This is a genomic window from Sporosarcina sp. SAFN-010 (genome assembly GCF_059415065.1).
Genome location: NZ_JBPFDS010000008.1, coordinates 105,249 through 131,327 on the forward strand (window position 1 = coordinate 105,249; position 26,079 = coordinate 131,327).

Genomic DNA, 26,079 nt, shown 5'->3' on the forward strand with positions numbered 1-26,079 from the left:
TAGTCTATACAAGTAATTATTATTTGAACTAACAGAACGGAGATGTCTAGTCATGACAGCAGAAGTACGTGTGCGCTATGCGCCGAGCCCGACAGGCCATTTACATATCGGAGGAGCTCGTACCGCATTATTCAACTACTTGTTCGCTCGCCATCACGGCGGGAAATTCATAGTACGGATTGAGGATACTGACACGGTTCGCAATATTGAAGCTGGGGAATTGTCACAGCTTGAAAATTTGAAGTGGCTCGGAATCGAGCACGACGAGTCTGTTGATATCGGTGGACCGTATAGTCCCTATCGTCAAATGGAACGTCTGGATACGTATAAGAAGTATTCAGAAGAGATGCTTGAAAAGGGTGCGGCTTATAAATGTTTCTGTACAACTGAGGAACTTGAGGAAGAACGAGAAAAACAAAAAGCTTCAGGTATTGCAGCACCTATGTACAAAGGAACTTGTCGTCATTTGAGCGCAGAAGAAGTTGTGCAAAAAGAAGCAGCGGGTATGCCTTATACAATTCGTATGCGTGTTCCTGAAAACGTAACGTACACAATCGATGACCTTGTTCGTGGTAGTGTCCAATTCGAATCCAAGGACATTGGCGACTGGGTACTTGTGAAAGCGACCGGTATTCCGACGTATAACTTCGCAGTTGTCATTGACGACTATATGATGAAAATGTCTCACGTTTTCCGCGGAGAAGAGCATTTGACGAATACGCCAAAACAGCTCATGGTATTTGATACATTTGGATGGGAAGCACCACGTTATGGGCATATGACGCTCATCGTCAATGAAGATCGCAAAAAGTTGTCCAAGCGTGATGAGTCCATTATTCAATTCATTTCTCAATATAAAGATCTTGGATTCTTACCGGAAGCGATGTTCAATTTCTTTGCGCTACTTGGATGGTCTCCTGTTGGAGAAGAAGAGTTGTTCACGAAAGAGGAGCTCATCGAACAGTTTGATGAGAGCCGTCTATCGAAATCACCTTCTATGTTCGATAAGCAGAAACTGACGTGGATGAATAACCAATATATTAAAAAGCTAAGCCTTGACGAAGTCGTGGCGTTGACTTTGCCGCACCTAGTGAAAGCGGGCCGTGTAAGTGAAGAGATGACAGCGGAAGAAAGTGCATGGATTCATGACTTAATCGCACTTTATCATAGCCAGTTAAGTTACGGTGCTGAAATTGTTGAGCTTTCTGCCCAATTCTTTAGTGACGCAGTTGAGTATGATGAACAATCAAAAGAAATCTTGGCTGGGGAACAAATTCCTGAAGTGATGGCCTCTTTCAAGCAACAGCTTGAGAACCTTGAGACATTCGATGCTCCATCGATCAAAGGGGCGATTAAAGCGGTGCAAAAAGAAACGGGCCATAAAGGGAAAAACTTGTTCATGCCAATTCGTGTAGTCGCAACTGGTCAAGCACACGGTCCCGAATTGCCGGAATCGATTGCATTGCTTGGTTTGGAAAAGACACTTGCACGCGTTGAGAAGTTTGTTCAGTAAGCCTTTGTTGACAAGCGGAAACTGCCGTGTACAATAAGAGTAATCTAAGAACGTATCGATTATAAATAAAGCGTTGAAGAGGAGAAGTATGTAAAACACACCCTTCAGAGAAGATCTCCATTGGCTGAAAGAGATCTGGGTCATCCGTTTTACAGAAATGCACCTTTGAGCGCCAGGCTGAAATTCAGTAAGCCGGACGTATCGTCTGCGTTACAGACGTCGAGTGAAAAGGAAGTTACCTGTTCCTTTTCAAAAAAAGAGTGGAACCACGCAATATCTGCGTCTCTGTCATTAGACAGGGGCGTATTTTTTTTTACAGAAAAGGGGGACCGATATGTTTTCCAGAATGAAAGAAGACATTCGTTGCATCTTTGATCAAGACCCCGCTGCTCGGAGTACGATCGAGGTCGTGCTGACCTACTCAGGATTACATGCCATATGGTCACATCGTATCGCACATGCTCTGTTTAAAAGGAATATGCACTTCGCAGCCAGGGTGCTTTCCCAAATGAGCCGCTTCTTTACGGGGATTGAAATCCACCCTGGGGCTAAGATCGGGAAAAGATTATTCATCGACCATGGTATGGGCATTGTGATTGGTGAAACATGTGAAATAGGCGATGATGTCACTATCTATCAAGGTGTCACGTTAGGTGGAACAGGTAAGGAAAAAGGGAAAAGACACCCGACTCTCCATGACAAAGTTCTAGTCGCTACGGGTGCTAAAGTGCTTGGAAATATTATTATTGGTGAAAACAGTAAAGTTGGAGCCGGTTCTGTCGTGTTAAAAGATGTGCCAGCAGAATCGACAGTTGTTGGGATTCCAGGGAAAGTTGTAATTTCCAACGGCGTCCGTGTAAAAGATCGACTGAATCATAATTTGCCTGACCCTGTCTCTGAATTGTGTTCCTCCATGGAAGACAGGATTTCGCAATTAGAACAGCAACTAATTGAATTGAAAATAGAAAAACAAATTCGTGATGAAAAGGATGAGGACCGATGACAATCCAACTATACAATACGTTGACACGTAAGAAAGAACCGTTTGTTCCAATCACTGAAGGAGAAGTGAAAATGTACGTGTGTGGTCCGACTGTCTACAACTACATTCATATCGGGAATGCCCGTCCGGTCATCGCCTTTGATACGGTCCGCAGGTATTTGGAATATCGAGGTTATAACGTGAAGTTCGTCTCTAATTTTACAGATGTGGACGACAAAATTATTAAAGCGGCAAATGAGCTTGGTGAAGAAGTACCGGAGTTAACTGAACGATTTATCCAAGCGTATTTTGAAGATGTGGGCGCACTGGGTTGTAAGAAAGCGGATATGCACCCCAGAGTAACCGATCACATCCAAGATGTAATTGACTTCATTTCGCTATTAATCGAAAAAGAATATGCGTATGAGTCAGAAGGAGACGTCTATTTCCGTACTCGAAAGTTTGATGGATATGGAAAGTTATCGCATCAGTCGATTGACGAATTAAAAGTCGGTGCTCGTATTCAAGCGAGTGAACGCAAACAGGATGCTCTTGACTTTGTCTTATGGAAATCCGCAAAACCTGGTGAGATTTCATGGAGCAGCCCTTGGGGAGAAGGCCGTCCAGGCTGGCATATCGAGTGTTCGGTAATGGCAAGACAGCTTCTCGGTGATACGATTGATATTCACGCTGGTGGGCAAGACTTGACGTTCCCTCATCACGAAAACGAAATCGCCCAATCAGAAGCACTGACAGGCAAAACGTTTGCACGCTATTGGATGCACAACGGCTATATAAATATTGATAATGAAAAAATGTCTAAATCACTTGGGAATTTTGTAACAGTTCACGACATCATTCAACAGATTGACCCGCAAGTGCTGCGATTCTTCATGCTTTCCGTTCACTACCGTTCTCCAGTTAACTTCTCTCAGGATTTAGTAGAGAGTGCATCGAATGGCTTGGATCGTATACGAACTGCCTATCAAAATGTTGAACACCGTTTAGACGTATCTGCGGATAATGGGGACCAGCATGACATTTGGCTCCATAAAATCCAAGAGCAGCAGGCTGCTTTTGAAGAAGCGATGGACGACGACTTCAATACGGCTAATGGTGTTGCAGTGGTTTTTGAACTTGCGAGCTTAGCGAACGTATATCTACTCGAAAAGAATACTGAAAAAGTAGTGCTGGAAGCATTTTTGAATACATTCAATCAGTTGATGGGTGTTCTTGGGTTGCCGTTCAAGGAGAAAGATGAATTGCATGATGAAGCGATCGATCAGTTGATTGAGGAACGTTTAGAAGCGCGCAAAAATCGTGACTTCGCTCGTGCAGATGCAATCCGTGATGAATTGAAAGATCAGGGCATCCTGTTAGAAGATACTGCACAAGGTGTTCGGTGGAAACGATCATGAGTGACTACAGTCTACGTCCAGCAGACGTTCGTCAGCTAAAAGCACTATCCCTTGCCTATATGGGAGATGCGGTCTATGAGCAGGCGGTGCGAGAGCATCTCCTGCGATCAGGTCGTGTAAAACCGAATATCCTACACAAGGAAGCGACCCAATTTGTTTCTGCGAAAGCGCAGGCAGCCATTTTGCGTGCAATGATAGATGAGAATTTTTTAACTGACGAAGAGATGGCGGTCATGAGACGAGGGAGAAACGCGAAATCAGGATCAGTGCCCAAAAATACAGATGTTATTACGTACAATCACAGTTCTGCATTTGAAGCGGTCGTCGGTTATTTATATTTGTTGGAAGAAAGAGAAAGAACGGCAGAATTCATTTGTAAGGCTATTGAATTTGTTGAAGGAGGAGAAGACCGTGTCAGAAACTGAAACAACTGAAATGATCGGAGGCAAAAATCCGGTTGTAGAAGCATTACGTTCAGGACGAGAGTTGAATAAGATCTGGATTGCTGAAGGTTTAAATAAGCAAAGTATCGGAGAGATTACAACGCTTGCTAAAAAGGCGGGTGTAGTTGTACAAGCCGTCCCTAAAAAGAAGCTTGACCAGTTGTTGGATGTGAATCATCAAGGCATCGTCGCTTCGGTTGCTGCATATACGTATGCCGAGCTTGATGATATTTTTTCAATCGCGGAGCAACGCGGCGAAGACCCGTTCATTTTGTTATTGGATGAATTAGAAGATCCTCATAACCTTGGATCGATTCTACGTACCGCTGACGCTGTCGGTGTACACGGAATCATCATTCCGAAGAGACGATCAGTTGGTCTTACTGGTGTTGTTGCAAAAGCTTCGACAGGTGCGATTGAACATGTACCAGTCGTTCGTGTTGTGAATTTAGGGCAAACCGTGGATGAGTTGAAGAAGAAAGGCGTCTGGATTGCTGGAACAGATGCAAAAGGATCTGCAGATTATCGAACAATGGATGCGACACTTCCACTTGCCGTCATTATTGGTAGTGAAGGAAAAGGAATGTCTCGTTTACTGAAAGAAAAATGTGATTTTCTGTACCATTTGCCAATGCGTGGTCATGTCACGTCACTTAACGCTTCTGTAGCGGCTTCACTGCTTATGTACGAAGTGTTACGCAAGCGGTTACCGAGCCCGTCGACCCCATGAAAAAAGACATCCTGCTAGTCGATGGTTATAACATCATTGGTGCGTGGCCAGAATTGCGGGAGTTAAAAAGCCTCAAACTTGCAGAGGCGCGTGACCGTTTAATTGATCAACTAGCAGAATACCAAGCATTTAAAGGTTGGCGAGTAATTTTGGTATTTGATGCATATCTTGTGCCGGGAATTGAAAACAAAGAGAAACGTTCCAGAGTAGAAGTTGTTTTTACAAGAGAGAATGAAACTGCTGATGAACGTATCGAAAAATTAGTTGCTGAATTATCTAAACGGACCGTCCAACTTCATGTGGCGACTTCAGATCTTACCGAACAATGGATCATTTTTGGTCAAGGGGCTTTAAGGATTTCTGCACGCGAATTAGAGATTGAAATGCAGGAAATTCATAAAATCATTTCAGCGAAAGTGCGTGAAATCCAAGAGGATCGCTCCTTTTCCAAGATACAATTATCACAGGAAGTGGCGGAAGTTTTTGAAAAATGGCGCAGGGGGAACGGATGAGCGGTTGACGCAAAAAAATCCTTTACGCTATAATTGACTAACTAGTATGATAAACCGGAGTGATGGGGAATGGCGGAAAAGACAGCTTATGCACCTAGAACAGTAGACTTCAGTACCTTTTCCGATGAACAATTAATCGGGATTATTCAAGAAGGAAACACAGATGCACTCGACTTTCTCATTACTAAATATCAATCATTTGTTAGGATGAAAGCGCGTTCTTACTTCATGATGGGCGGGGACAAGGAAGATATAATCCAAGAAGGTATGATTGGGTTATATAAAGCAATTCGTGACTTCCGTGAAGATCGGCTTAGCTCGTTTAAAGGATTTGCTGAACTATGTATTAAACGGCAGATCATCACGGCCATAAAAACAGCTACTAGGCAAAAACACATTCCTCTTAATTCATCTGTATCTTTGGACAAGCCTGTATATGACGAAGAATCAGATCGTACGTTAATGGATGTTCTGACGGGTTCAGTGAACGATGATCCTGAAGACTTAATGATTTACAAAGAGAACTTTGTTCAAATGGAAGTGGAGATGAACAAAGTCTTGAGCAGTCTTGAAAAAGAAGTGCTCGGTCTCTATTTGGATGGTCAGTCTTATCAAGAAATCTCTGAAGAACTAAATCGTCAAGTCAAATCGGTGGATAATGCATTACAGCGCATTAAACGGAAGCTCGAAAGATACATGCAGGTTGATGTTGTTACGTGAAGCATCGCCAATTTTCTGACTATCCTTGCATTGACAGGGAATAGGTTAGGTGGTACTCTTTATCAAGACTATGGAAAGACTAGGTGTTCACTAGATATGTCTAAAAAAATTGTAGTAAGCTGTGAAAAATGCGGCTCCAGAAACTATTCACTTCCGGCTAGCAGTAATAAAACAACTGAACGGCTGGTTCTGAAGAAACACTGCAGTCATTGCAACGAGCATACGTTACACAGACAAACAGCGTGAGGGTCTGGCTAGACTTGAGGCCGTCATATCTACTATTCGGAGGTTTGTAAAAGAATGGGTAAGATAACAAGTTTCTTTAAAAATGTTGTCACGGAAATGCGGAAAGTCAGCTGGCCGAAACGTAAAGAACTGACTCGCTACACTATCGTGGTTATCAGTACAGTAGTTTTCATGGCCGTCTATTTTGGTCTCGTGGATCTTGGCTTGTCACGAGTAATGGAATGGTATGTTTCGTTATAATAGAGTACTTTGAATCGCATACTGAAAATATCCCGTCTAACTGAAAGAGCGGGTTTTTTCATTTGAACAAAAAAGGAGGGACGGACGAGCAGTCCTCATCGATATGGAAATGGAGAAAAATTGGTACGTCGTCCATACGTACTCAGGGTATGAAAACAAAGTGAAAGCAAATCTTGAAAAGCGCGTTGAAACAATGGGGATGCAAGATAAGATCTTCCGCGTGATTGTTCCAGAAGAAGAAGAAACAGATTTCAAAGAAGGTAAAAAGCGGACGATAATGCGTAAAACCTTCCCTGGTTATGTTCTTGTAGAAATTATAATGACGGATGATTCGTGGTATGTTGTGCGGAACACTCCAGGAGTCACAGGATTCATCGGTTCATCAGGTGGTGGAGCAAAACCGACACCATTACTTCCTGAAGAAGTGACATTCATCTTGAAACAAATGGGTGTGAAGGATCGTAAATTGGAAGTCGATTTTGAAATTGGTGAAATGGTTGAGGTATTAGAAGGACCATTCGCTGGGTTCCAAGGTAAAGTTGAAGAAATCGAACTTGACCAAGGGAAAGTCAAAGTATCTGTAGACATGTTCGGTCGCGAAACGAATATGGAACTCGACTTTGAACAAGTTGAACGAACAAGCTGAAAAAATTAATTTGTTCCCTCTTGCAAATCCTGTGGAATAGTGATATTATTTCAAAGGTCAGACATAGAAATGTCTGAACGTCTTAACAAAATTCTACCGGCATTTGCCGGCAGGCACATATTGAGTGGGAGGGGCAACCCAAATACCACATCACGGACTTAAGGAGGTGTGTCTCGTGGCTAAAAAAGTAATCAAGCTTGTGAAATTGCAAATTCCAGCAGGAAAAGCAAATCCAGCACCGCCAGTCGGGCCGGCGCTCGGTCAGGCAGGTGTCAATATCATGGGATTCTGTAAAGAATTCAATGCGCGTACATCTGACCAAGCAGGTCTTATTATTCCTGTTGAAATCACTGTATTCGAAGATCGTTCATTTACATTCATCACAAAAACTCCGCCAGCAGCAGTATTGTTGAAGGTTGCAGCTAAAATCCAAAAGGGTTCAGGCGAACCGAACAAGAAGAAAGTTGCTGTCGTGAAACGTGATCAAGTTAAAGAAATCGCTGAACAAAAAATGCAAGATTTGAATGCTGCATCAGTTGAAGCAGCGATGGCAATGGTTGAAGGTACTGCTCGCAGTATGGGAATCACGATCGAAGACTGATCTGAAACCTAATTCTATTGTATGTTTTTATGGGGGTTGCGGTTGTTCTATAGAACACGGCAACCCTTAATCGTGGGAGGTTTATTCCGCTAAAACCACAATCGAGGAGGAAATATCTGATGGCTAAAAGAGGTAAGAAGTTCGTAGAAGCTGCAAAGCTTGTTGACCGCACAACGGCATACGACTTAACAGAAGCGATCGAACTCGCTAAAAAGACAAGCACGACAAACTTTGATGCAACAGTAGAAGTGGCTTTCCGTCTAGGAATCGACACGCGTAAAAATGATCAGCAAATCCGTGGAGCAGTTGTACTGCCTAATGGAACTGGTAAAACACAACGTGTACTCGTTTTCGCTAAAGGTGAAAAGCTTAAAGAAGCTGAAGCAGCAGGCGCTGACTTTGTAGGCGATGCTGAATACATCACTAAAATCCAACAAGGATGGTTCGATTTCGATGTAATCGTAGCGACTCCTGATATGATGGGTGAAGTTGGTAAAATCGGACGTGTACTTGGACCAAAAGGTCTTATGCCGAACCCGAAAACTGGCACAGTGACATTCGACGTTACAAAAGCAGTTCAAGAAATCAAAGCAGGTAAGGTTGAATATCGTGCGGACAAAGCTGGAATTATCCACGCTCCAATCGGTAAAGTTTCTTTCGATAACGAAAAACTTGCAGAAAACCTTTCAACTGTATTTGAAGTAATCCAGAAGGCTAAACCGGCTGCAGCAAAAGGTACTTACATGAAGTCTGTTAACTTAACAACTACAATGGGACCTGCTGTAAAGATCAACCCTTCTTCAGTAAATGTAAAATAATTAGTTGACATACGCCCTATCGTTTGGTAGGATAACGTTTGTTGCAATATACGATTTGTACCGCAGACAGCAGGAGTGGGCATCCACTTAATATTCCTGCCGAGGGACAAGACGCTCTTTTTAACAGTAAAAAGATGACGACTTTCCAACCCTCCGTCTGCTAGTCAGATCGGAGGGTTTTTTATGCATATGGTATAAATGCCCCTACACTAAACAGGAGGTGTCAAGATGAGCAAAGTATTAGAAGCGAAACAAGCAGTAGTAACTGAAATCGCGGACAAGATGAAAGCATCTGCTTCAATGGTCGTTGTTGACTATCGTGGTCTTAACGTTGCGCAAGTAACTGAACTTCGTAAGCAACTTCGTGAAGCAGGCGTTGAATTCAAAGTCTACAAAAACTCGATGGCTCGCCGTGCGGCTGAAACATCAGGTCTTGAAGGACTTAACGAGCATCTTACAGGACCGAACGCTATCGCGTTTTCAACTGAAGATGTAATCGCACCCGCAAAAATCATCAACAACTTCGCTAAAGACAACGAAGCTTTGGAAATCAAAGCTGGTGTCATCGAAGGTGCACTTGCTTCTGTTGAAGAAGTAAAAGCATTGGCGACTCTTCCTTCACGCGAAGGACTTCTCTCTATGCTACTCAGCGTGCTTCAAGCTCCAATGCGCAACTTCGCATTGGCTACAAAAGCCGTTGCAGACCAAAAAGAAGAACAAGGCGCGTAATATCGCATCTTGACCAATTAGCGAGCTAACTCGCAAAACATACCCATTAGGAGGAACTATAATGACTAACGAACAAATCTTAGGCGCTATCAAAGAAATGACAGTTCTTGAACTTAACGACCTAGTAAAAGCAATCGAAGAAGAATTTGGCGTAACTGCTGCAGCTCCTGTAGCTATGGCTGGCGCTGGTGCTGGAGAAGCAGCAGCTGAGCAGACTGAATTCGACGTAGTTCTAGCAGCAGCTGGAGACCAAAAAATCAAAGTCATCAAAGTCGTTCGCGAAATCACTGGCCTAGGCTTGAAAGAAGCGAAAGAAGTTGTTGATAACGCACCTAAAGCTATCAAAGAAGGCGTAGAAAAAGCTGAAGCTGAAGAACTTAAAGCTAAGCTTGAAGAAGTAGGCGCTTCTGTAGAAGTTAAGTAATTAGTGGACTACGAAGAAAAACCTCGTCTTTGTCGACGGGTTTTTCTTCGTTTTTTTTATACCCGGATTTAATAAGTGAACAGTAGGGGGCATTCAGATGGCTGAGCATTACTATTCGAAAAATCCCGATGTGAAAAGCGAGCCGAAACAATGGCAAACGAATTTGCGCGGAACTAGCTTTGTTTTTGTAACTGATGCAGGCGTATTTAGTAAAGGGGAAGTGGACTTTGGTTCACGTCTACTCATCGATGCATTCTGTGCTCCGGACATTGAGGGGGATATTCTTGATGTGGGGTGTGGATACGGACCAGTAGGAATTTCTATTGCTTCATTGTTAAAAGACCGGACGATCCAGATGGTGGACGTGAACGAACGTGCATTAGCTCTATCCCGGACCAATTCCCAAAAAAATAATATTGAAAACGTCAAAATTTATGCCAGTGATGCGTTAGATGATGTTGAAACAAAAGAGTTCGCTTCGATATTAACGAATCCTCCGATTCGAGCTGGGAAAGAAACTGTTTTTAAAATTTATGATCAAGCAAGTGAGCGCTTAGCTATTGGTGGCGAACTCTGGGTGGTTATTCAGAAAAAGCAGGGGGCTCCTTCAACTATTGCGAGATTAGAGGAGTTATTCGGTAATGCAGAAATTGTGGAGAAAAGCAAGGGCTATTACATCATTAAGTCAAAAAAACATTGACGCCGTGTAAGCCTTGTGATAGCATTATGAAATGCAACAATAAATATACTGCATTCGTGTGCCTTTTTATGCATTTGCATAAGTAATGAAAATGTTAGGTATACTGACGTTGGATAAAAGATTGGTAAATCGAAAATGAGCTCTAGCCGGAACTCGTTTTCTTTTTGTTTTTTCGATATCATACACTATTTTTTTGATTTCGAAAAGACTTTTATGAGGTGTTTGGTTAGACTTGGCGCTAATTTCGAACCGGCCCGAAATTGCCAGGGGACTAAACTAGCTCTATTAATGTCTTATGAGGGGTGAAAGAGTTGACAAATCACTTAGTTCAGTATGGTCAACACCGTCAGCGCAGAAGTTTCGCGAGAATTAGCGAAGTACTTGATCTGCCGAATCTGATTGAAATTCAGACGGAATCTTATGAGTGGTTTTTGGAAGAGGGACTGCGGGAAATGTTCCACGATATTTCTCCTATCCAAGACTTTACCGGAAATCTGTCATTGGAATTTGTCGATTATCAGCTTGGCGAGCCTAAATATCCAGTGGATGAGTCAAAAGAACGCGACGTAACATACGCTGCGCCACTTCGGGTGAAAGTCCGTTTGCACAATAAAGAAACTGATGATGTCAAAGAGCAAGATGTCTTTATGGGTGATTTCCCGTTAATGACAGAGAATGGTACTTTTATTATCAATGGTGCTGAGCGGGTTATCGTTTCTCAGCTCGTCCGATCACCTAGCGTATATTTCAACGATAAGACAGACAAAAATGGTAAACGCGGATTTGGTGCAACAGTCATACCTAACCGTGGAGCATGGCTTGAATACGAAACAGACGCAAAAGATGTTGTTCATGTTCGGATCGATCGCACTCGCAAACTGCCAATTACTGTCCTCTTACGTGCCCTTGGTTTTTCAAGTGATCAGGAGATTATCGATCTAATCGGTGATAATGAATACCTCCGAAACTCTCTTGAAAAAGATAATACGGAAAACTCGGAGAAAGCACTTCTTGAAATTTATGAGCGTTTACGTCCGGGTGAACCACCGACTTTAGATAGCGCGAAAAACTTACTGTTTTCTCGCTTCTTTGACGCTAAACGTTATGATTTAGCAAATGTCGGTCGCTATAAAATGAACAAAAAACTACACCTTCAAAATCGTTTGTTCAACCAAACAATTGCAGAAACTCTTGCGGACCCTGAAACAGGAGAAATTCTCATTGAAAAAGGACAACTAATTGATCGTCGTATGTTGGATAAATTACTTCCTTATTTTGAAAAAGGGGTGGGAGTAGAAGATTTGAAACAGATGGGCGGCGTGTTAGAAGACGACATTCGCATTCAATCTGTGAAAATCTACGCTCCAAAAGGCGAAGAAGGACAAATCATTAATGTCATTTCTAATGGCGTAATTGACGATTCTATTAAGCATGTTACACCTTCGGATATCATCGCTTCCATCAGCTTCTTCTTCAACTTGCTACACGGAGTAGGCGCAACTGATGACATCGACCATCTAGGGAACAGACGTCTCCGTTCTGTCGGGGAACTTCTGCAAAACCAATTCCGTATCGGTTTGTCTCGTATGGAACGCGTGGTCAAGGAACGTATGTCCATTAATGACACGCAATCGATTGTACCTCAACAACTGATTAACATCAGACCTGTTATCGCGTCTATTAAAGAGTTCTTTGGTAGCTCTCAGTTATCCCAGTTCATGGACCAAACAAACCCACTCGCAGAGCTGACGCATAAGCGTAGACTATCTGCACTAGGACCCGGTGGTTTAACACGTGAACGTGCTGGAATGGAAGTACGTGACGTTCACTACTCCCACTACGGTCGTATGTGTCCAATCGAGACGCCAGAGGGACCGAATATCGGGCTTATTAATACCCTTTCTACATTTGCGAAAGTAAATAAGTTTGGATTTATTGAGACTCCTTATCGGAAAGTAGATCCGGATACTGGACGCGTGACATCACGTATCGACTATCTAACTGCTGACTTGGAAGATAACTATGTAGTTGCTCAAGCCAATGCACTTCTGAACGAAGACGGTTCATTTGTTAATGAAGAAGTAGTAGGACGTTTCCAAGGTGATAACACTGTATTCAAGCGTGATCAGATTGATTACATGGACGTATCTCCAAAGCAGGTTGTCTCTGCGGCAACAGCATGTATTCCGTTCTTGGAAAATGATGACTCCAACCGTGCGCTTATGGGAGCGAACATGCAACGACAAGCAGTACCACTTCTGAACCCGAAAGCACCTTTCGTAGGTACAGGAATGGAGCACGTATCAGCACGTGACTCTGGAGCTGCCGTTGTATCGAAGCACGAAGGAATCGTTGAACACGTTGAAGCGAAAGAAATCCGCGTTCGTCGTATTAACACGATTGAAGGAAAAGAAGTTAAGGGTGACCTTGACGTCTACCGTCTATCGAACTTCATTCGTTCAAACCAAGGAACTTGTTACAACCAACGTCCAATCGTCAGTGTTGGGGATCGGGTTTCTAAGAAAGATATTCTCGCAGACGGTCCGTCAATGGAAAATGGAGAAATGGCTCTTGGTCAAAATATCCTTATTGCTTTCATGACATGGGATGGTTACAACTACGAGGATGCAATCATCATGAGTGAGCGTCTTGTTAAAGATGACGTCTTCACTTCTGTCCATATTGAAGAATATGAATCAGATGCTCGTGATACAAAACTTGGACCAGAAGAAATCACACGTGATATTCCGAACATCGGTGAAGATGCACTTCGCAACTTAGATGACCGTGGAATTATCCGTATTGGTGCTGAAGTTCATGATGGAGATATCTTGGTTGGTAAAGTAACGCCTAAGGGTGTAACGGAACTAACTGCAGAAGAACGTCTTCTACATGCAATCTTCGGTGAGAAAGCGCGTGAAGTTCGTGATACATCACTTCGTGTACCTCACGGAGCGGGTGGTATCGTTCTTGATGTGAAAGTGTTCAATCGTGAAGATGGCGATGAACTCGCACCTGGCGTAAACCAACTAGTTCGTGTTTACATCGTTCAGAAACGTAAAATCTCTGTTGGAGATAAGATGGCCGGACGTCATGGTAACAAAGGGGTTATCTCACGGATTCTACCTGAATCTGATATGCCATTTATGCCTGACGGAACACCAGTAGATGTCATGCTTAACCCACTAGGTGTACCATCACGTATGAACATCGGACAGGTACTCGAGATGCACCTTGGAATGGCTGGCCGTGCGCTAGGCGTTCACATGGCTTCTCCTGTATTTGATGGTGCGAACGAACAAGATGTATGGGATACGATGGAAGAAGCGGGAATGGATCGCGACGGAAAGACTGTTCTTTATGATGGTCGTTCTGGTGAAGCGTTCGACAACCGTGTTTCTGTCGGAATCATGTACATGATCAAACTTGCCCACATGGTTGATGACAAACTTCACGCCCGTTCTACGGGACCATACTCATTGGTTACGCAACAACCACTCGGCGGTAAAGCACAGTTCGGTGGACAGCGTTTCGGAGAGATGGAAGTTTGGGCACTCGAGGCTTATGGTGCGGCTTATACACTTCAAGAAATCTTGACAGTGAAGTCGGATGACGTTGTAGGTCGAGTGAAAACGTATGAAGCAATTGTAAAAGGCGACAGCGTTCCTCAACCAGGCGTACCAGAATCCTTTAAAGTTCTAATTAAAGAACTTCAAAGTCTTGGATTGGATGTTAAAATGCTATCCGAAGACTTCGAGGAAATTGAATTACGTGACTTAGAAGAAGACGATGATATGCAGCCAACGGATGCGTTAAACCTTATGAAGGAAGACCAGCCAGTCTGATTCGTAAGCGAAAGTTAATAAATGGGGGCACTGTCCCCCTTTTTTAAATGGTATAACAGGGCCGGCAAGTCAGCGACTAGACAAGAGGGAGGTAGGCTCCTTGGTAGATGTTAATAATTTTGAGTATATGAAAATAGGGCTAGCTTCTCCTGATAAGATCCGATCTTGGTCTTATGGTGAGGTAAAGAAGCCTGAAACAATCAATTATCGTACATTGAAGCCTGAAAAAGATGGGTTGTTCTGTGAGCGTATTTTCGGACCTACAAAGGACTGGGAATGTCATTGCGGTAAGTATAAGCGTGTTCGTTATAAAGGTGTCGTTTGTGACCGTTGTGGCGTAGAAGTCACACGTCAGAAAGTTCGCCGTGAACGTATGGGTCACATCGAACTTGCAGCACCAGTAACACACATTTGGTACTTCAAAGGTATCCCTAGCCGAATGGGACTAATTCTGGATATGACTCCACGCGCACTGGAAGAAGTAATCTATTTTGCTTCTTACGTAGTGGTTGATCCAGCGGATACGCCACTTGAGCGCAAGCAACTACTCTCTGAAAAAGAGTATCGGTTGTATCGTGAAAAGTACGGCTCCAAGTTCCAAGCACTTATGGGTGCTGAAGCTATTGAACAACTTTTATCTGCTATAGATTTAGATAAAGAAACAGAGAGCTTGAAAGAAGAGCTTAAGACAGTTCAAGGACAGCGTCGCACACGTGCGATCCGTCGTTTGGAAGTTGTGGAATCATTCCGTAACTCCGGAAACCATCCTGAATGGATGGTTCTTGAAGTACTTCCTGTTGTTCCGCCTGAACTACGTCCGATGGTTCAATTAGATGGTGGTCGTTTTGCGACTTCCGATCTGAATGACCTGTATCGTCGAGTGATTAACCGGAACAACCGTCTGAAGCGTCTATTGGATCTTGGTGCGCCAGGAATCATCGTTCAAAACGAGAAACGTATGCTTCAAGAAGCAGTCGATGCTCTCGTGGACAACGGCCGTCGTGGACGTCCTGTAACTGGACCGGGTAACCGCCCATTGAAATCTCTTTCTCACATGTTGAAAGGTAAGCAAGGACGTTTCCGTCAAAACTTACTTGGTAAACGTGTTGACTACTCTGGTCGTTCAGTTATCGTCGTAGGACCTAACTTGAAAATGTATCAGTGTGGACTTCCGAAAGAAATGGCGATTGAGTTGTTTAAACCATTCGTTATGAAAGAACTCGTTGAACGCGGTCTTGCGCACAACATTAAGAGCGCGAAGCGTAAAATCGAGCGATTGCATTCGGAAGTATGGGATGTCTTGGAAGAAGTAATTAAGGAGCACCCAGTTCTCTTGAACCGTGCCCCAACGCTTCACCGTCTTGGTATCCAGGCGTTCGAACCGATGCTTGTTGAAGGTCGCGCTATCCAGCTTCACCCACTCGTATGTACAGCATATAACGCTGACTTCGACGGTGACCAAATGGCTGTACACGTACCTCTTTCAGCAGAAGCTCAAGCAGAAGCTCGTCTTCTAATGCTAGCTGCACAAAACATCTTGAACCCTAAGGATGGTAAACCGGTTGTAACTCCTTCACAGGATATGGTACTTGGTAACTATTACTTAACTCTTGAGCGTCCAGGCGTTGTTGGAGAAGGTAAAACGTTCAGTAATATGAACGAAGCTTTGATTGCGTATCAAAATGGACATGTGCACTTGCACTCCCGTATTGCGATTGCAGCGAGCTCTCTCAAAAACCCTACGTTTACAGAAGAACAGAATAGCCAATTGTTAATTACGACAGTAGGTAAAGTAATCTTTAACGAGATTCTTCCTGAATCATTCCCGTATATTAATGAGCCAACTATGAACAATCTTCAAATTGAAACACCTGCTAAATACTTTGTGCCAGCCACAACGGATATTCCTAAACACGTCCAAGCTGCAGAAATCGTGTCACCATTCAAGAAGGCGATCCTTGGTGAAATCATTGCTGAGATCTTCCGTAGATTCCACATTACTGAAACTTCAAAAATGCTTGACCGTATGAAGAATCTTGGATTCAAATACTCGACACGTGCAGGAATTACAATTGGTATCGCTGATATCGTCGTACTTCCGGATAAGCATGAGATCTTGCAAGACGCACAAGCGAAAGTAGATAAAGTGACACAACAGTTCCGTCGCGGCCTGATTACAGACGAAGAACGTTACGATCGTGTTATTTCTTACTGGAGCCATGCGAAAGATGTCATCCAGGGCAAGCTGATGGAGTCTTTGGAAAACACAAATCCAATCTTCATGATGAGTGACTCTGGAGCCCGTGGTAACGCATCAAACTTTACACAGCTCGCAGGTATGCGCGGACTGATGGCCAACCCGGCAGGACGTATCATTGAATTGCCGATCAAGTCATCGTTCCGTGAAGGACTTACAGTACTCGAATACTTCATCTCCACACACGGTGCTCGTAAAGGACTTGCTGATACAGCCCTTAAAACTGCTGACTCAGGATATCTTACACGTCGTCTAGTTGATGTGGCGCAAGATGTCATTGTTCGTGAAGACGACTGTGGCACGGATCGTGGTCTTGAAATTTCAGCCCTCACTGAAGGTGTTGAAATGATTGAACCGCTTGATGAGCGTATTGAAGGTCGTCATGCTAAGAAGAAAGTACTTCATCCTGAAACAGGGGAAGTCTTAGTGGAAAGAGATCAGCTTATTACAGCGGATATCTCCCAGGCAATCATCGGTGCAGGCATTACATCAATGTCGATCCGTTCGGCGTTCACATGTAATACTAAACACGGTGTGTGTAAGAAATGTTACGGCATTAACTTGGCAACTGGAGAAGAGGTTGAAGTTGGAGAGGCAGTTGGAATTATTGCAGCTCAGTCAATCGGTGAACCAGGTACACAGCTTACAATGCGTACGTTCCACACAGGCGGTGTAGCAGGAGACGATATTACACAAGGTCTTCCGCGTATCCAGGAGATCTTCGAATCACGTAATCCTAAAGGGCAAGCTGTTATTTCACAAATCAAAGGTGTCGTTACAGATATCGATGAGATTCGTGAAGGGCAGAAAGAAATCACAATTAAAGGTGACGTGGAAACACGTAAATACCTTGCTCCATACAATGGTCGTTTGAAAGTTGATGTTGGAGATGAGATCGAACGCGGTCAAGCATTGACTGAAGGTTCGATTGATCCTAAAGAATTGATCGTTGTTAAAGACGTTTCAACTGTTCAGGAATACCTTCTTAAAGAAGTACAGAAAGTATACCGGATGCAGGGTGTTGAAATTGGGGATAAGCACGTTGAAGTCATGGTTCGTCAAATGATGCGCAAAGTTCGCGTCATTGAAGCTGGTGACACAGACTTGCTACCAGGTTCATTACTCGACATCCATCAGTTTGCGGATGCCAACAGAAAAGTTCTTAAAGCTCATAAACTTCCAGCGACAGCGCGTCCTGTAATCCTTGGTATTACAAAAGCATCGCTAGAAACAGAATCATTCCTTTCTGCAGCATCGTTCCAGGAAACAACACGCGTATTGACGGACGCTGCCATCAAAGGTAAAACTGATGATCTTCTCGGCTTGAAAGAGAATGTTATCATCGGTAAGCTCATTCCAGCAGGAACTGGTATGCAACGTTATCGTGGGATTGAAATGGATCGTGACGAAGTAGAAGAGGATGCAGTACCAGCTGAGTAATGAAATTGAAAATGGGAGGGGATAACTCCTCCCGTTTTTCTTTTTACTGTTGACACGAACTCTTACAGATGGTACTATACAAAAGGTTGATAGTTGAATGTCTGTACTTTGGAGGATGTCATCATGTCTTATGATAAAGTGACTCAGGCAAAGAAGCTGATCATCGGTACAAAGCAAGCGGTGAAAACGATTCGTCTGAATAAGGCGCATGAAGTCTTCATTGCACAAGATGCAGAAGAGCGGGTAACCACTCCTGTAATTGAAGAAGCAGCTCGTCAAGGAGTTCCATTATCATATGTTGATTCTCGGAATGAACTTGGAAAAGCATGTGGCATTCAAGTAGCTGCATCAGTGGTCGTCATCACTGATTAACGGTTTTTGCGCAAAAAATGTGCAAAGCCTTTGTTTTTACCCAAAAAATGAACCACCTGGATGTGTGGTCTTAAAAAGAAGTTGGAAGGAGGAAAAACCGATGCCTACAATTAACCAATTGGTCCGCAAACCTCGCCAGTCGAATACTAGCGGTTCAAAAGCTCCGGCACTTGGAAAAACGTATAACAGTTTCAAAAAGTCAATGACTAATGTCAACTCGCCACAAAAACGAGGTGTCTGCACACGTGTGGGCACAATGACTCCGAAGAAGCCAAACTCGGCTCTTCGTAAATATGCTCGTGTACGTTTGACAAACACATTGGAAGTTAACGCTTATATCCCTGGTGAAGGTCACAACCTTCAAGAGCACAGTGTTGTTCTAATCCGTGGAGGTAAAGTAAAAGACTTACCGGGTGTACGTTACCACATCGTACGTGGAGCACTTGATACTGCTGGTGTAACTGGCCGTATGCAAAGTCGTTCACACTACGGTGCGAAAAAGCCAAAAGAGAAAAAATAATAAATTAGCAACTATTTTGAAAGGAGGAACACACCATGCCTCGTAAAGGTCCAGTAGCAAAACGTGACGTTTTGCCAGATCCGATTTATAATTCGAAGCTTGTCAGCCGCCTCATCAACAAAATGATGGTAGACGGTAAGAAAGGTACTTCTCAGAAAATTTTATACGGTGCGTTCGAACTTGTTAAAGAACGTTCTGGAAATGATCCGATTGAAGTATTTGAAGCAGCACTTAACAATGTAATGCCAGTTCTTGAAGTTCGCGCACGCCGTGTAGGTGGAGCTAACTATCAAGTACCAGTTGAAGTTCGTCCAGAGCGACGTACAACTCTTGGTCTTCGATACCTTGTGAACTATTCACGTACTCGCGGTGAAAAGACAATGGAAGAACGTCTTGCGAACGAAATTCTTGACGCATCAAACAACACAGGCGCATCTGTTAAGCGTCGTGAAGAAATGCACAAGATGGCAGAAGCGAACAAAGCATTCGCTCACTACCGCTGGTAAAATCCATTCGTTCATTAATTCGTTATTCCTATATGGAAGGAGCAATACAAAATGGGTAGAGAGTTCTCCTTAGAGAATACTCGTAACATTGGTATCATGGCTCACATCGATGCTGGTAAAACAACAACGACTGAGCGGATCCTTTATTACACAGGTCGTATCCACAAAATCGGAGAAACGCACGAAGGTGCGTCTCAGATGGACTGGATGGAGCAGGAGCAAGAGCGTGGAATCACAATCACTTCGGCTGCGACAACAGCAAGTTGGAAAGGCCACCGTGTAAACATCATCGATACTCCAGGACACGTAGACTTCACAGTTGAAGTTGAACGTTCACTTCGTGTACTTGATGGTGCTGTAACGGTTCTTGATGCACAATCTGGTGTTGAACCACAGACAGAAACAGTTTGGCGTCAAGCGACAACATACGGCGTTCCACGTCTCGTATTTGTCAACAAGATGGACAAAACTGGAGCTGACTTCCTTTACTCGGTTGGCACACTCCATGACCGTCTTCAAGCGAATGCTCACCCAATCCAATTACCAATTGGTGCGGAAGATGACTTCGAAGCAATCATCGACCTAGTCGAAATGAAAGCTAACTTCTATCCGGATGATACTGGTATGAACGTTGAAGTCAAAGAAATTCCTGAAGAATACCGTGCGGATGCAGAAAAAGCTCGCGAGCGTTTGGTTGAAGCTATCGTAGATTTCGATGAAGTACTCATGGAAAAATACCTTGGCGGAGAAGAACTCTCAGTCGAAGAACTTAAAAATGCAATCCGTAAAGCAACATTGGCTGTAGAATTCTACCCAGTTGTTTGTGGTACTGCTTTCAAAAATAAAGGAGTTCAACTTGTACTAGATGCTGTCATCGACTACTTGCCAGCTCCAACTGATCTACCACCAATGATGGGGATCAACCCTGAAACTGAACAAGAAGAAGAACGTAAAGCTAGCGATGAAGCACCTTTCTCTGCACTTGCGTTCAAAGTTATGACTGACCCTTACGTCGGTAAACTTACATTCTTCCGTGTTTACTCAGGTGTCTTGCAGTCGGGTTCTTATATCAAGAACTCTTCAAAAGACAAGCGTGAGCGTGTAGGTCGTATCCTACAAATGCACGCTAACCACCGTGAAGAAATTTCCGAAGTTCACGCAGGAGAAATTGCTGCTGCTGTTGGACTTAAAGATACAGGAACTGGCGATACGCTTTGTGACGACAAAGCTATGATCATTCTTGAATCTATGGAATTCCCTGAGCCAGTTATCTCTGTTGCGATCGAGCCGAAAACAAAGGCTGACCAAGACAAAATGGGACAAGCTCTAGGTAAACTTCAAGAAGAAGATCCAACGTTCCGTGCACACACTGACCAGGAGACTGGTGAAGTCATTATCGCTGGTATGGGTGAGCTCCACTTGGATATCATCGTTGACCGTCTGCGTCGTGAGTTCAAAGTGGAAGCAAACGTTGGTGCTCCTCAAGTATCGTACCGTGAAACGTTCCGCAAGGGCGCTGAAGTCGAAGGTAAATTCGTACGTCAGTCTGGTGGACGTGGACAATTCGGACACGTTTGGATCGAATTCGAACCAAACGAAGAGGGCGCAGGATTTGAATTCAAGAACAACATCGTTGGTGGTGTAGTTCCTCGTGAATACATTCCAGCAATCGAAGCAGGTGTACGTGACTCCCTTAATAACGGTGTTCTTGCAGGTTATCCTTTGATCGACATTAAGGCTCGTCTATTTGACGGTTCTTACCATGATGTTGACTCAAACGAAATGGCCTTCAAAATCGCAGCATCTATGGCTTTGAAAAACGCAGTAGCTAAATGTGATCCAGTACTTCTTGAGCCAACAATGAAAGTTGAAGTCATCATCCCAGACGAATACATGGGAGATATTATGGGTGACATCACTTCTCGTCGTGGACGCGTAGAAGGAATGGACGCACGTGGTAATGCACAAGTCGTTCGTGCTATGGTTCCTTTGGCAGAAATGTTCGGTTATGCGACATCTCTCCGTTCGAACACACAAGGACGCGGCGTCTTCTCAATGACTTTCGACCACTACGAAGAAGTGCCGAAATCAGTTGCAGAAGAAGTCATTAAGAAAAATAAAGGCCAATAATTGAAATTTGGCTATAAATCAAGTATAACTACCTTGTAAGCTATGGAACGGAGGTCGCGCGGCCTTCATTCCATATCTATAAAACTAAAATCATACTCAATTTAGAGGAGGAACTCCAAAATGGCTAAAGAAAAATTCGATCGGTCCAAAACACACGCTAACGTTGGTACAATTGGTCACGTTGACCACGGTAAAACAACTTTGACTGCTGCAATCGCAACAGTACTTGCAAAAAAAGGCGGCGGTGAAGCACGTTCATACGCTGACGTTGATAACGCACCAGAAGAAAAAGAACGCGGTATCACAATCAATACTTCACACGTTGAATACGAAACAGCAACTCGTCACTACGCACACGTAGACTGCCCAGGTCACGCTGACTATGTTAAAAACATGATCACAGGCGCTGCTCAAATGGACGGCGGAATCCTAGTTGTATCTGCAGCTGACGGCCCAATGCCACAAACTCGTGAGCACATCCTTCTTTCACGTCAAGTTGGTGTACCTTACCTAGTAGTCTTCATGAACAAATGTGACATGGTAGACGACGAAGAGCTTCTTGAGCTTGTTGAAATGGAAATTCGTGATCTTCTTTCTGAATACGACTTCCCTGGCGATGACATTCCTGTTATCAAAGGTTCAGCACTTAAAGCACTTGAAGGCGAAGAAGCATGGGAAGAAAAAATCGTTGAGCTTATGGACGCAGTTGATAGCTACATCCCAACTCCAGAGCGCGACACTGATAAGCCATTCATGATGCCTGTTGAGGACGTATTCTCAATCACAGGACGTGGTACAGTTGCTACTGGACGCGTTGAGCGTGGAGTAGTTAAAGTCGGCGATACTGTTGACATCATTGGTTTGACTGAAGAGCCTAAAGCTACAACTGTTACAGGTGTAGAAATGTTCCGTAAACTTCTTGATTACGCTGAAGCTGGCGACAACATCGGAGCATTGCTTCGTGGTGTAGCACGTGAAGACATCGAGCGTGGACAAGTACTTGCTAAGCCAGGTACTATCACTCCACACACAAACTTCAAATCTGAAGTTTATGTTCTATCAAAAGAAGAGGGTGGACGTCACACTCCATTCTTCTCAAACTACCGCCCACAGTTCTACTTCCGTACAACTGATGTAACTGGAATCATCTCTCTTCCAGAAGGCGTAGAAATGGTTATGCCTGGCGATAACGTTGAAATGACTATCGAACTGATCTCTCCAATCGCGATTGAAGAAGGTACTAAATTCTCAATCCGTGAAGGTGGACGTACAGTTGGAGCTGGCGTTGTAGCTACAATCGTTAAGTAAAACCTTTAAACCCGCCCTTGTGGCGGGTTTTTTATTTGTTTGGATATGAGAAGGAGGAAAACAACCAATGTGGGGACTGGACTATTGAGAAGTAGGCATGCATCATGGAAAGTGCTCATAAATCTCTAGGTGTGATCATAAACAATGAAAAGTGATCATAAACGAGGCGGAACGCTCATAAACATAGAAAAGTGCTCATAAACTATGCAAAGCGCTCATAAAACTCCAATAGTGATCATAAATCCTGAAAACTGCTCATAAACCTACAAAGCCGTTCCTAATCTCACGGAAGATCTCTCCAGCTGCAGAGAAATCCACTAAGCCGCGCCAAGTGCGCTCCGCTAACCAAAACCACGATTAATTTACACGCTTCGTTTTACGAAGCCACTTACTGCAGGAGAGCGTTGTCCGTTAGCTCCTCCATAGAATTCATCCTAACCCCGCAATTTGCTCATAAACGTGTGGAAGCGCTCATAAAACGTGAAACTGCTCATATCTCCACGAAATTTTTTTACGCGGTGAAATCCACCGCTTTCAATCACACTGAATCGCGCCAAGCGTATTGAAAGATTGAAACTACCCCAATTTTAAAAATCCACTTTTGAAGAATATATTGTAGAAGGGAATAGAAATTATCTCCTCAGCTAAATCAATTCTCCATCTATAATAGCAATGAGCTAGAATTTTGCGTCCCTTTAAAATAAGAGACTTGCCTAACAAGATAAGTGTAAGCGCAAACTTTAGATTCTCCACATACCTACACGCATCATTCCGCAAAAAAATACTAATTACTCGTAAATATTCTCAACAAATTAGTTGCATCTATCGCCATTTCGTTCTATACTATAAAAGTTGTTAAAGAATATCGCTAAACCTATTGCGACATTCTTTTTTTATGTGTATAATGTTTAGTGTTGGTCTTTGACTGCGATGAAGCGGGAGGTTACCGACACACCCGGCCGCTTTGCCATGGCATGTGTGTGGGAAAATTTCCGTGGAGAATGTCTAGAAAATAGGCGAGAAGGAGGGAAAATAATGGCAAAACAAAAGATTCGTATCCGTTTAAAGGCTTATGATCACCGTGTACTCGATCAATCAGCTGAAAAGATTGTTGAAACTGCAAAGCGTTCCGGAGCTAGTGTCTCAGGTCCGATTCCATTGCCGACAGAACGTTCGGTGTACACAATTCTTCGTGCGGTCCACAAATACAAGGACTCACGTGAGCAATTCGAAATGCGTACTCACAAACGTCTGATCGATATCGTCAATCCGACACCACAAACTGTTGACGCATTGATGAAGCTTGACTTACCATCAGGCGTGGACATTGAAATCAAACTTTAATGGCAAACTATAAAACTAAAAACAAATTTATCAGGAGGTGTGACAAATGACCAAAGGAATCTTAGGAAGAAAAGTCGGTATGACGCAAATCTTTGCTGAAAACGGCGATTTGATCCCCGTAACTGTAATTGCAGCTGCTCCAAACGTTGTTCTTCAAAAGAAGACAATTGAAACAGACGGCTACGAAGCAATCCAGCTCGGATTCGAAGACAAACGTGAAAAGCTTTCCAACAAACCAGAAATGGGACATGTTGCAAAAGCTGAAACGACACCTAAGCGCTTCATTCGCGAATTCCGCGGAGTAGACGTAGCTGGGTACGAAGTTGGTCAGGAAGTCAAAGTCGATACATTCGCAGAAGGCGAAATCATCGACATCACAGGAGTTTCAAAAGGTAAAGGTTTCCAAGGTGTAATTAAGCGTCACGGTTTCTCACGTGGACCAATGAGCCACGGATCTCGACACCACCGTTCTACTGGTTCAATCGGTTCGGTTGATGCTCAACGCGTATTCAAAGGTAAAAAAATGCCAGGCCGTATGGGTGGCAAAACAGTTACAATCCAAAACCTTGAAGTTGTTCGAGTTGACACAGAGCGCAACTTGTTACTAGTAAAAGGTAACGTTCCAGGTTCACGCAAATCACTAGTAGTAGTGAAAAGCGCGATTAAAGGGAACTAATTAACGAAGAAAGGAGGAAACACTAATGCCAAAAGTATCCGTAGTGAATCAAACAGGATCTGCAGCAGGCGAAATCGAATTGAATGAACATGTATTCGGAATTGAGCCGAATGAAGCAGTCCTATTCGAAGCATTGGTTCAACAACGCGCATCATTGCGTCAAGGGAACCACAAAGTAAAAACACGCGCAGAAGTAGCTGGCGGTGGTCGTAAACCATGGCGCCAAAAAGGAACAGGTCGTGCTCGTCAGGGCTCAATCAGATCCCCACAATGGCGTGGAGGCGGTATCGTATTCGGACCAACACCACGTAGCTATAGCTACAAGTTGCCGAAGAAAGTCCGTCGTCTTGCTCTTCGTTCTGCTTTGTCTTCAAAAGTACGTGACGAAGAAATGGTAGTATTAGAAGCTTTAGCTTTCGATGCACCAAAGACAAAAGAATTTACAAAAGTGCTGAAAGACTTGTCAATCAGCAAAAAAGCATTGTTCGTAACTGCTGACCTTGATGAAACAGTAGCTTTGTCTGCTCGTAACATCCCAGGAATCAGTGTCGTCACTGCTAACGGTATCAATGTTTTAGATCTAGTTGGTCACGATCAGCTAATTTTAACTAAAGATGCTGTCAAAAAAATTGAGGAGGTGCTTGGTTAATGGAATCACGTGATGTATTGAAGCGTCCGGTCATTACCGAGCGATCTTCAGAAGCAATGGAATTCAACAAGTACACTTTCGAAGTTGATACTCGCGCCAACAAAACGCATATCAAACAAGCTGTTGAAGAAATCTTCGGAGTAACAGTGGAAAAAGTGAATGTCCAGAACTACAAAGGTAAATTCAAGCGCATGGGTAAACATGCTGGTTACACGAACAAGCGCCGTAAAGCGATTGTTACACTAACTGCTGATTCTAAAGACATCGAGTTATTCGATATCTAATCACAATAAACGAAGGAGGGAACACA

At 43.5% G+C, this 26,079-nt stretch carries 26 protein-coding genes and 2 other annotated features; all 26 genes read left to right on the forward strand.

Features of this window, described 5'->3' with window-relative positions; translation table 11 throughout:
• The first annotated feature begins 52 nt into the window (after positions 1 to 52).
• The 26 genes from gltX to rplW all read left to right on the forward strand — a co-directional run bounded on the left by gltX (position 53) and on the right by rplW (position 26,053).
• Positions 53 to 1,513 carry a glutamate--tRNA ligase gene (gltX, locus tag ACR65F_RS10715; RefSeq protein WP_039043329.1) on the forward strand — a complete coding sequence of 487 codons (1,461 nt, stop codon included), beginning with the start codon at positions 53 to 55 and terminating at the stop codon, positions 1,511 to 1,513.
• Positions 1,514 to 1,577: 64 nt separating this feature from the next.
• Positions 1,578 to 1,803 (forward strand) — a binding site (T-box leader).
• 44 nt (positions 1,804 to 1,847) lie between these two features.
• Positions 1,848 to 2,516, forward strand: coding sequence for a serine O-acetyltransferase (gene cysE, locus ACR65F_RS10720; RefSeq protein ID WP_039043328.1), 669 nt, complete (start codon positions 1,848 to 1,850; stop codon positions 2,514 to 2,516).
• Positions 2,513 to 3,913: a cysteine--tRNA ligase gene (gene cysS, locus ACR65F_RS10725; protein ID WP_440504423.1), complete on the forward strand. Its 1,401-nt coding sequence runs from the start codon at positions 2,513 to 2,515 to the stop codon at positions 3,911 to 3,913. The genes cysE and cysS overlap by 4 nt, the downstream gene beginning before the upstream one ends.
• On the forward strand, positions 3,910 to 4,338 hold the full coding sequence (locus ACR65F_RS10730; protein WP_440504424.1) for a Mini-ribonuclease 3: 429 nt from the start codon (positions 3,910 to 3,912) through the stop codon (positions 4,336 to 4,338). The genes cysS and ACR65F_RS10730 overlap by 4 nt, the downstream gene beginning before the upstream one ends.
• Positions 4,339 to 4,348: 10 nt before the next feature.
• Positions 4,349 to 5,086, forward strand: coding sequence for a 23S rRNA (guanosine(2251)-2'-O)-methyltransferase RlmB (rlmB, locus tag ACR65F_RS10735; protein ID WP_440504444.1), 738 nt, complete (start codon positions 4,349 to 4,351; stop codon positions 5,084 to 5,086).
• Positions 5,083 to 5,598 carry an NYN domain-containing protein gene (locus tag ACR65F_RS10740; RefSeq protein WP_039043325.1) on the forward strand — a complete coding sequence of 172 codons (516 nt, stop codon included), beginning with the start codon at positions 5,083 to 5,085 and terminating at the stop codon, positions 5,596 to 5,598. The genes rlmB and ACR65F_RS10740 overlap by 4 nt, the downstream gene beginning before the upstream one ends.
• A 69-nt stretch (positions 5,599 to 5,667) precedes the next feature.
• On the forward strand, positions 5,668 to 6,318 hold the full coding sequence (sigH, locus tag ACR65F_RS10745) for an RNA polymerase sporulation sigma factor SigH (RefSeq protein ID WP_025782832.1): 651 nt from the start codon (positions 5,668 to 5,670) through the stop codon (positions 6,316 to 6,318).
• Positions 6,319 to 6,414: 96 nt separating this feature from the next.
• Positions 6,415 to 6,564 (forward strand): 50S ribosomal protein L33, encoded by a 150-nt coding sequence (rpmG, locus tag ACR65F_RS10750; RefSeq protein WP_081759986.1) that lies wholly within the window; start codon positions 6,415 to 6,417, stop codon positions 6,562 to 6,564.
• A gap of 54 nt (positions 6,565 to 6,618) precedes the next feature.
• Positions 6,619 to 6,804: a preprotein translocase subunit SecE gene (secE, locus tag ACR65F_RS10755; protein ID WP_025782831.1), complete on the forward strand. Its 186-nt coding sequence runs from the start codon at positions 6,619 to 6,621 to the stop codon at positions 6,802 to 6,804.
• 109 nt (positions 6,805 to 6,913) lie between these two features.
• Positions 6,914 to 7,450, forward strand: coding sequence for a transcription termination/antitermination protein NusG (gene nusG / locus ACR65F_RS10760; protein ID WP_440504445.1), 537 nt, complete (start codon positions 6,914 to 6,916; stop codon positions 7,448 to 7,450).
• Positions 7,451 to 7,625: 175 nt separating this feature from the next.
• Positions 7,626 to 8,051: a 50S ribosomal protein L11 gene (gene rplK / locus ACR65F_RS10765; RefSeq protein WP_025782829.1), complete on the forward strand. Its 426-nt coding sequence runs from the start codon at positions 7,626 to 7,628 to the stop codon at positions 8,049 to 8,051.
• A gap of 119 nt (positions 8,052 to 8,170) precedes the next feature.
• Complete coding sequence (gene rplA / locus ACR65F_RS10770; RefSeq protein WP_039043324.1) at positions 8,171 to 8,869, forward strand: 50S ribosomal protein L1; 699 nt, start codon at positions 8,171 to 8,173, stop codon at positions 8,867 to 8,869.
• A gap of 42 nt (positions 8,870 to 8,911) precedes the next feature.
• Positions 8,912 to 9,060 (forward strand) — a sequence feature (ribosomal protein L10 leader region).
• A 37-nt stretch (positions 9,061 to 9,097) separates the two neighbouring features.
• Positions 9,098 to 9,598 (forward strand): 50S ribosomal protein L10, encoded by a 501-nt coding sequence (rplJ, locus tag ACR65F_RS10775; RefSeq protein WP_039043323.1) that lies wholly within the window; start codon positions 9,098 to 9,100, stop codon positions 9,596 to 9,598.
• Between the two features lie 61 nt (positions 9,599 to 9,659).
• The gene (gene rplL / locus ACR65F_RS10780) at positions 9,660 to 10,022 is read left to right on the forward strand and encodes a 50S ribosomal protein L7/L12 (protein WP_039043322.1); all 363 of its coding nucleotides are present in this window, start codon (positions 9,660 to 9,662) and stop codon (positions 10,020 to 10,022) included.
• Between the two features lie 97 nt (positions 10,023 to 10,119).
• Positions 10,120 to 10,722 carry a class I SAM-dependent methyltransferase gene (locus ACR65F_RS10785; RefSeq protein WP_039043321.1) on the forward strand — a complete coding sequence of 201 codons (603 nt, stop codon included), beginning with the start codon at positions 10,120 to 10,122 and terminating at the stop codon, positions 10,720 to 10,722.
• A 302-nt stretch (positions 10,723 to 11,024) separates the two neighbouring features.
• Positions 11,025 to 14,567, forward strand: a complete 3,543-nt coding sequence (gene rpoB, locus ACR65F_RS10790) for a DNA-directed RNA polymerase subunit beta (RefSeq protein WP_197054107.1) — start codon at positions 11,025 to 11,027, stop codon at positions 14,565 to 14,567.
• Between the two features lie 100 nt (positions 14,568 to 14,667).
• On the forward strand, positions 14,668 to 18,264 hold the full coding sequence (rpoC, locus tag ACR65F_RS10795; RefSeq protein WP_039043319.1) for a DNA-directed RNA polymerase subunit beta': 3,597 nt from the start codon (positions 14,668 to 14,670) through the stop codon (positions 18,262 to 18,264).
• Between the two features lie 123 nt (positions 18,265 to 18,387).
• Positions 18,388 to 18,636 carry a ribosomal L7Ae/L30e/S12e/Gadd45 family protein gene (locus tag ACR65F_RS10800; protein ID WP_039043318.1) on the forward strand — a complete coding sequence of 83 codons (249 nt, stop codon included), beginning with the start codon at positions 18,388 to 18,390 and terminating at the stop codon, positions 18,634 to 18,636.
• Positions 18,637 to 18,736: 100 nt separating this feature from the next.
• Positions 18,737 to 19,156: a 30S ribosomal protein S12 gene (gene rpsL, locus ACR65F_RS10805; RefSeq protein ID WP_025782821.1), complete on the forward strand. Its 420-nt coding sequence runs from the start codon at positions 18,737 to 18,739 to the stop codon at positions 19,154 to 19,156.
• A gap of 35 nt (positions 19,157 to 19,191) precedes the next feature.
• A complete protein-coding gene (rpsG, locus tag ACR65F_RS10810) occupies positions 19,192 to 19,662 on the forward strand; it encodes a 30S ribosomal protein S7 (RefSeq protein WP_025782820.1) in 471 nt (156 codons plus the stop codon).
• 51 nt (positions 19,663 to 19,713) lie between these two features.
• Entirely contained in the window at positions 19,714 to 21,792 is a 2,079-nt protein-coding gene (fusA, locus tag ACR65F_RS10815; RefSeq protein ID WP_039043317.1) for an elongation factor G, read from the forward strand.
• A 120-nt stretch (positions 21,793 to 21,912) separates the two neighbouring features.
• Entirely contained in the window at positions 21,913 to 23,100 is a 1,188-nt protein-coding gene (gene tuf / locus ACR65F_RS10820; protein WP_039043316.1) for an elongation factor Tu, read from the forward strand.
• A 1,035-nt stretch (positions 23,101 to 24,135) separates the two neighbouring features.
• The gene (gene rpsJ, locus ACR65F_RS10825; protein WP_025783865.1) at positions 24,136 to 24,444 is read left to right on the forward strand and encodes a 30S ribosomal protein S10; all 309 of its coding nucleotides are present in this window, start codon (positions 24,136 to 24,138) and stop codon (positions 24,442 to 24,444) included.
• A gap of 46 nt (positions 24,445 to 24,490) precedes the next feature.
• Positions 24,491 to 25,120 (forward strand): 50S ribosomal protein L3, encoded by a 630-nt coding sequence (rplC, locus tag ACR65F_RS10830; RefSeq protein ID WP_039043315.1) that lies wholly within the window; start codon positions 24,491 to 24,493, stop codon positions 25,118 to 25,120.
• Between the two features lie 25 nt (positions 25,121 to 25,145).
• Positions 25,146 to 25,769 carry a 50S ribosomal protein L4 gene (gene rplD / locus ACR65F_RS10835; protein WP_039043314.1) on the forward strand — a complete coding sequence of 208 codons (624 nt, stop codon included), beginning with the start codon at positions 25,146 to 25,148 and terminating at the stop codon, positions 25,767 to 25,769.
• A complete protein-coding gene (gene rplW, locus ACR65F_RS10840; RefSeq protein ID WP_039043313.1) occupies positions 25,769 to 26,053 on the forward strand; it encodes a 50S ribosomal protein L23 in 285 nt (94 codons plus the stop codon). The genes rplD and rplW overlap by 1 nt, the downstream gene beginning before the upstream one ends.
• Positions 26,054 to 26,079: the final 26 nt, after the last annotated feature.